This window comes from Brevibacterium sp. XM4083 (genome assembly GCF_006489205.2).
In the GTDB taxonomy this organism is placed as follows: domain Bacteria; phylum Actinomycetota; class Actinomycetes; order Actinomycetales; family Brevibacteriaceae; genus Brevibacterium.
This window is the reverse complement of record NZ_VFYR02000010.1, coordinates 1-5,134: the sequence shown is the minus strand read 5'-3', so window position 1 is coordinate 5,134 and position 5,134 is coordinate 1. Positions and strand designations below refer to the sequence as shown.

Below are 5,134 nucleotides of genomic sequence, written 5' to 3'. Positions count from 1 at the left end.
TTTTTTATGGAGAGTTTGATCCTGGCTCAGGACGAACGCTGGCTGCGTGCTTAACACATGCAAGTCGAACGCTGAAGCCCCAGCTTGCTGGGGTGGATGAGTGGCGAACGGGTGAGTAACACGTGAGTAACCTGCCCCTGACTTCGGGATAAGCCCGGGAAACTGGGTCTAATACCGGATAYGACCTGCTCTCGCATGAGAGTGGGTGGAAAGTTTTTTCGGTTGGGGATGGGCTCGCGGCCTATCAGTTTGTTGGTGAGGTAATGGCTCACCAAGACGACGACGGGTAGCCGGCCTGAGAGGGCGACCGGCCACACTGGGACTGAGACACGGCCCAGACTCCTACGGGAGGCAGCAGTGGGGAATATTGCACAATGGGGGAAACCCTGATGCAGCGACGCAGCGTGCGGGATGACGGCCTTCGGGTTGTAAACCGCTTTCAGCAGGGAAGAAGCGAGAGTGACGGTACCTGCAGAAGAAGTACCGGCTAACTACGTGCCAGCAGCCGCGGTAATACGTAGGGTACGAGCGTTGTCCGGAATTATTGGGCGTAAAGAGCTCGTAGGTGGTTGGTCACGTCTGCTGTGGAAACGCAACGCTTAACGTTGCGCGTGCAGTGGGTACGGGCTGACTAGAGTGCAGTAGGGGAGTCTGGAATTCCTGGTGTAGCGGTGAAATGCGCAGATATCAGGAGGAACACCGGTGGCGAAGGCGGGACTCTGGGCTGTAACTGACACTGAGGAGCGAAAGCATGGGGAGCGAACAGGATTAGATACCCTGGTAGTCCATGCCGTAAACGTTGGGCACTAGGTGTGGGGGGCATTCCACGTTCTCCGCGCCGTAGCTAACGCATTAAGTGCCCCGCCTGGGGAGTACGGTCGCAAGGCTAAAACTCAAAGGAATTGACGGGGGCCCGCACAAGCGGCGGAGCATGCGGATTAATTCGATGCAACGCGAAGAACCTTACCAAGGCTTGACATACACCAGACCGGCCTGGAAACAGGTCTTCCCCTTTGGGGTTGGTGTACAGGTGGTGCATGGTTGTCGTCAGCTCGTGTCGTGAGATGTTGGGTTAAGTCCCGCAACGAGCGCAACCCTCGTTCTATGTTGCCAGCACGTGATGGTGGGAACTCATAGGAGACTGCCGGGGTCAACTCGGAGGAAGGTGGGGATGACGTCAAATCATCATGCCCTTTATGTCTTGGGCTTCACGCATGCTACAATGGCTGGTACAAAGAGAAGCGAGCCCGTGAGGGTCAGCGAATCCCTTAAAGCCAGTCTCAGTTCGGATCGTAGTCTGCAATTCGACTACGTGAAGTCGGAGTCGCTAGTAATCGCAGATCAGCAACGCTGCGGTGAATACGTTCCCGGGCCTTGTACACACCGCCCGTCAAGTCACGAAAGTCGGTAACACCCGAAGCCGGTGGCCTAACCCCGTATGGGGAGGGGGCCGTCTAAGGTGGGACTGGTGATTGGGACTAAGTCGTAACAAGGTAGCCGTACCGGAAGGTGCGGCTGGATCACCTCCTTTCTAAGGAGCACACCAATATGGTGCCCACCAACAGAACCCGGACGTGGTTCGGGTGGGTTGCTCAAGGGTGGAACATCACATTTCTCCTGACCTCCTGCCTGCCGGTGCCAAGTCATCGTGTGGGATCACAGGGTTGATGGTCGGGGGTAGGGCAGGCACGCTGTTGGGTCCTGGAATCACAATCTGTGGTTCCACAGGCCCCAACCCAACCCGCTGCTGGCAGTACTGCTGTCAGGTGTGGGGTGGTGTTTGGTAGTGGTTTGAGAATCGTATAGTGGACGCGAGCATCAAGCACCAGCCTTTGGCTGGTGTGTAGTGTGATTTTCTTTGAGTCAAAAATTCTTAGTGTGATATTTTCGCGCACACACACATAACCGACCCTCATGGGTGGTGTGTGAGTGTGTAAGAGCGCATGGTGGATGCCTTGGCATCAGGAGCCGATGAAGGACGTGGAAATCTGCGATAAGCCTCGGGGAGCCGATAAACGGGCTGTGATCCGAGGATGTCCGAATGGGGAAACCCCGCCACATGTGAGTGTGGTGACCCGCACCTGAATATATAGGGTGTGTGGAGGGAACGCGGGGAAGTGAAACATCTCAGTACCCGTAGGAAGAGAAAATAAGAATGATTCCGGGAGTAGTGGCGAGCGAAACTGGATGAGCCTAAACCCTGACAGTGTGAGAGCGTGCTGGTGTTGCTGTTTGGGTGTTGTGGGGTGTGTGTGTTCGGTTCAGCATGACCGAGACGCTGATGTGTGTGATCTGTAGTCGAACCTGGTGGGAAACAGGACCGCAGTGGGTGAGAGTCCCGTAGACGAAACAGGTCACCCCGGTGTGATGCATGTCCCCGAGTAGCACGGAACTCGTGGAATTCCGTGTGAATCTGCCAGGACCACCTGGTAAGGCTAAATACTTCCTGATGACCGATAGCGGATCAGTACCGTGAGGGAATGGTGAAAAGTACCCCGGGAGGGGAGTGAAAGAGTACCTGAAACCATGTGCTTACAATCCGTCAGAGCCACCCTGGTTGTGGTGATGGCGTGCCTTTTGAAGAATGAGCCTGCGAGTTAGCGGTGCGTGGCGAGGTTAACCCGTGTGGGGTAGCCGTAGCGAAAGCGAGTCCGAACAGGGCGGTGTCAGTCGCGTGTCCTAGACCCGAAGCGGAGTGATCTAGCCATGGGCAGGGTGAAGCAGCAGTAAGATGTTGTGGAGGCCCGCACCCACTTCAGTTGAAAATGGAGGGGATGACCTGTGGTTAGGGGTGAAAGGCCAATCAAACTCTGTGATAGCTGGTTCTCCCCGAAATGCATTTAGGTGCAGCGTTGCGTGGTTCTTGCCGGAGGTAGAGCTACTGGATGGCTGATGGGCCCCACCGGGTTACTGACGTCAACTAAACTCCGAATGCCGGTAAGGTTCAGCGTGGCAGTGAGACAGTGGGGGATAAGCTTCATTGTCGAGAGGGAAACAGCCCAGACCATCAACTAAGGCCCCTAAGCGTGTGCTGAGTGGGAAAGGATGTTCAGTTGCGAAGACAACCAGGAGGTTGGCTTAGAAGCAGCCACCCTTGAAAGAGTGCGTAATAGCTCACTGGTCAAGTGATTGAGCGCCGATAATGTAGCGGGGCTAAGTACACCGCCGAAGTTGTGGCAGCACCACGATACTGTAATGGTGTGGTGTTGGGTAGGGGAGCGTCGTGTCGCCAGTGAAGTCGCCGTGTGAACGAGTGGTGGAGGCGTCACGAGTGAGAATGCAGGCATGAGTAGCGAAAGACGGGTGAGAAACCCGTCCACCGGATGACCAAGGGTTCCAGGGCTAGGCTAATCCGCCCTGGGTAAGTCGGGACCTAAGGCGAGGCCGACAGGCGTAGTCGATGGACAACCAGTTGATATTCTGGTACCGACACACAACCGACAATACCAAAACACATGAGACTAACTCCCCGATCCCCCGACTGGGTCTTCGGATTCGGTGTGCGGGGTGAGGTGAGGACCTGAGTGTGGAGTCGGTCAGCGTGAGGTGTGACGCAGAAAGGTAGCCAGGCCACGCGATGGTTGTCGTGGTCTAAGGTTGTAGCACGTGGGGGTAGGCAAATCCGTCCCCACATGGGTGTGAGAGCTGATGGGCGCCCCACAGTGGTGGGGTGATCTGGTGATCCTCTGCTGCCGAGAAAAGCATCGACGTGAGGGTGTGTGTTGCCCGTACCCTATAACCGACACAGGTGGTCAGGTAGAGAATACTAAGGTGATCGAGAGAATCGTGGTTAAGGAACTCGGCAAAATGCCCCCGTAACTTCGGGAGAAGGGGGGCCATCCTGGTGAACAGCCCTAGCGGTTGGGAGCTGGTGGTGGTCGCAGAGGCCAGAGAGAAGCGACTGTTTATTAAAAACACAGGTCCGTGCGAAGATGTAAGTCGATGTATACGGACTGACGCCTGCCCGGTGCTGGAAGGTTAAGAGGACCCGTTAACCCGTAAGGGTGAAGCGGAGAATTTAAGCCCCAGTAAACGGCGGTGGTAACTATAACCATCCTAAGGTAGCGAAATTCCTTGTCGGGTAAGTTCCGACCTGCACGAATGGCGTAACGACTTCTCTGCTGTCTCAACCACGAACTCGGCGAAATTGCATTACGAGTAAAGATGCTCGTTACGCGCAGCAGGACGGAAAGACCCCGAGACCTTCACTATAGTTTGGTATTGGGCTTCGGTGTGGTTTGTGTAGGATAGGTGGGAGATGTTGAAGCCTGGTCGCTAGATCGGGTGGAGTCGGCAAGTGAAATACCACTCTGACCATTCTGGATTCCTTAACTTCGGACCCTGATCGGGTTCAGGGACAGTGCCTGATGGGTAGTTTAACTGGGGCGGTTGCCTCCTAAAGAGTAACGGAGGCGCCCAAAGGTTCCCTCAGCCTGGTTGGCAATCAGGTGTCGAGTGTAAGTGCACAAGGGAGCTTGACTGTGAGACGGACGTGTCGAGCAGGAGCGAAAGCTGGGACTAGTGACCCGGCCATGGCTTGTGGAAGCGTGGTCGCTCAACGGATAAAAGGTACCTCGGGGATAACAGGCTGATCTTGCCCAAGAGTCCATATCGACGGCATGGTTTGGCACCTCGATGTCGGCTCGTCGCATCCTGGGGCTGGAGTCGGTCCCAAGGGTTGGGCTGTTCGCCCATTAAAGCGGTACGCGAGCTGGGTTTAGAACGTCGTGAGACAGTTCGGTCCCTATCCGCTGCGTGCGTAGGAAATTTGTGGAGGGCTGTCCTTAGTACGAGAGGACCGGGACGGACGAACCTCTGGTGTGCCAGTTGTACCGCCAGGTGCATGGCTGGTTGGCTACGTTCGGGAAGGATAACCGCTGAAAGCATCTAAGCGGGAAGCCTGCTCCGAGATGAGATTTCCATCCCTGTTGGGGGGAGGTGCCCAGGAGAACACTGGGTTGATAGGCCGGGTATGGAAGCACWGTAAKGTGTGGAGTTGACTGGTACTAATACGCCGATCACTCACAYAACCCATGAACGGGTTGGTGTGTGCGGGAGTAACGATTAAGTGTTTTTGGTGTGATCACATTGTGGTGTTCGCGTTCGCTGTGCGGTTCTTGGACCATTACCACAC

2 rRNA genes are annotated in these 5,134 nt (G+C 55.6%); both read left to right on the top strand.

The features are described from left to right. Window positions 1–3 precede the first annotated feature (3 nt). Window positions 4–1,531 (top strand): 16S ribosomal RNA (locus FJ887_RS18165). A gap of 392 nt (window positions 1,532–1,923) precedes the next feature. Then, window positions 1,924–5,030: ribosomal RNA gene (locus FJ887_RS18160) — 23S ribosomal RNA — on the top strand. Together the 16S and 23S rRNA genes form the textbook arrangement of a ribosomal RNA operon. Window positions 5,031–5,134 lie beyond the last annotated feature (104 nt).